The 610-nt window shown below is 48.4% G+C and carries 1 protein-coding gene; it reads left to right on the forward strand.

Features of this window, described 5'->3' with window-relative positions; translation table 11 throughout:
• On the forward strand, nucleotides 1-610 hold a 610-nt coding region (locus tag R7Z47_RS25660), incomplete at both ends, for a PEP-utilizing enzyme (RefSeq protein WP_318130868.1).

Genomic DNA, 610 nt, shown 5'->3' on the forward strand with positions numbered 1-610 from the left:
TTGAGCGTGCGCTGAATGATTTCCGCCGGATGCGGAAAAAGTTCGACAGCGAAATCAATAAAGATGCGTTAGCGATATTCGATTTGTTTACCCACTTGCTCAATGATCCAATGTTGCGCGGTGATCTTAAGAAACAGATTGAAAAAGGCGATCGAGCGGATTGGGCGCTGCGTCAGGTAGTCGAAACTTATTCAAACCGCTTTGCTCGTATGTCAGATGTCTATTTGCGTGAACGAGCACAAGATATCCGAGAGTTGGGGCAAAGGTTGCTGTATTTTCTGCACAACAGTGAGCAAGAGAATGCGGCCATCGATCGTCCTATCATCTTAGTGGCCAATGAGCTTACTGCGACTTTGTTAGCATCGGTGCCGAAAGAACATTTATTAGCGGTCGTTTCGCTTGAAGGGGGCGCAAACTCACACGCTGCAATTCTTTCGCGCGCATTGGGTGTGCCGGCCGTTATGGGCGCTAACATCAATACGGATGTGGTTAACGGCAAATTAGGCATCGTTGATGGCTATACGGGCGAGATTTTTCTAGAGCCCAACCGTCAGCTGTTGCGTGAGTATCGCAGTTTAGTTAGTGAAGAGTCAGAGCTCTTCGCGATGGT

The sequence above is a fragment of the Vibrio sp. 1641 genome (genome assembly GCF_033339995.1).
Classification (GTDB): domain Bacteria; phylum Pseudomonadota; class Gammaproteobacteria; order Enterobacterales; family Vibrionaceae; genus Vibrio; species Vibrio alginolyticus.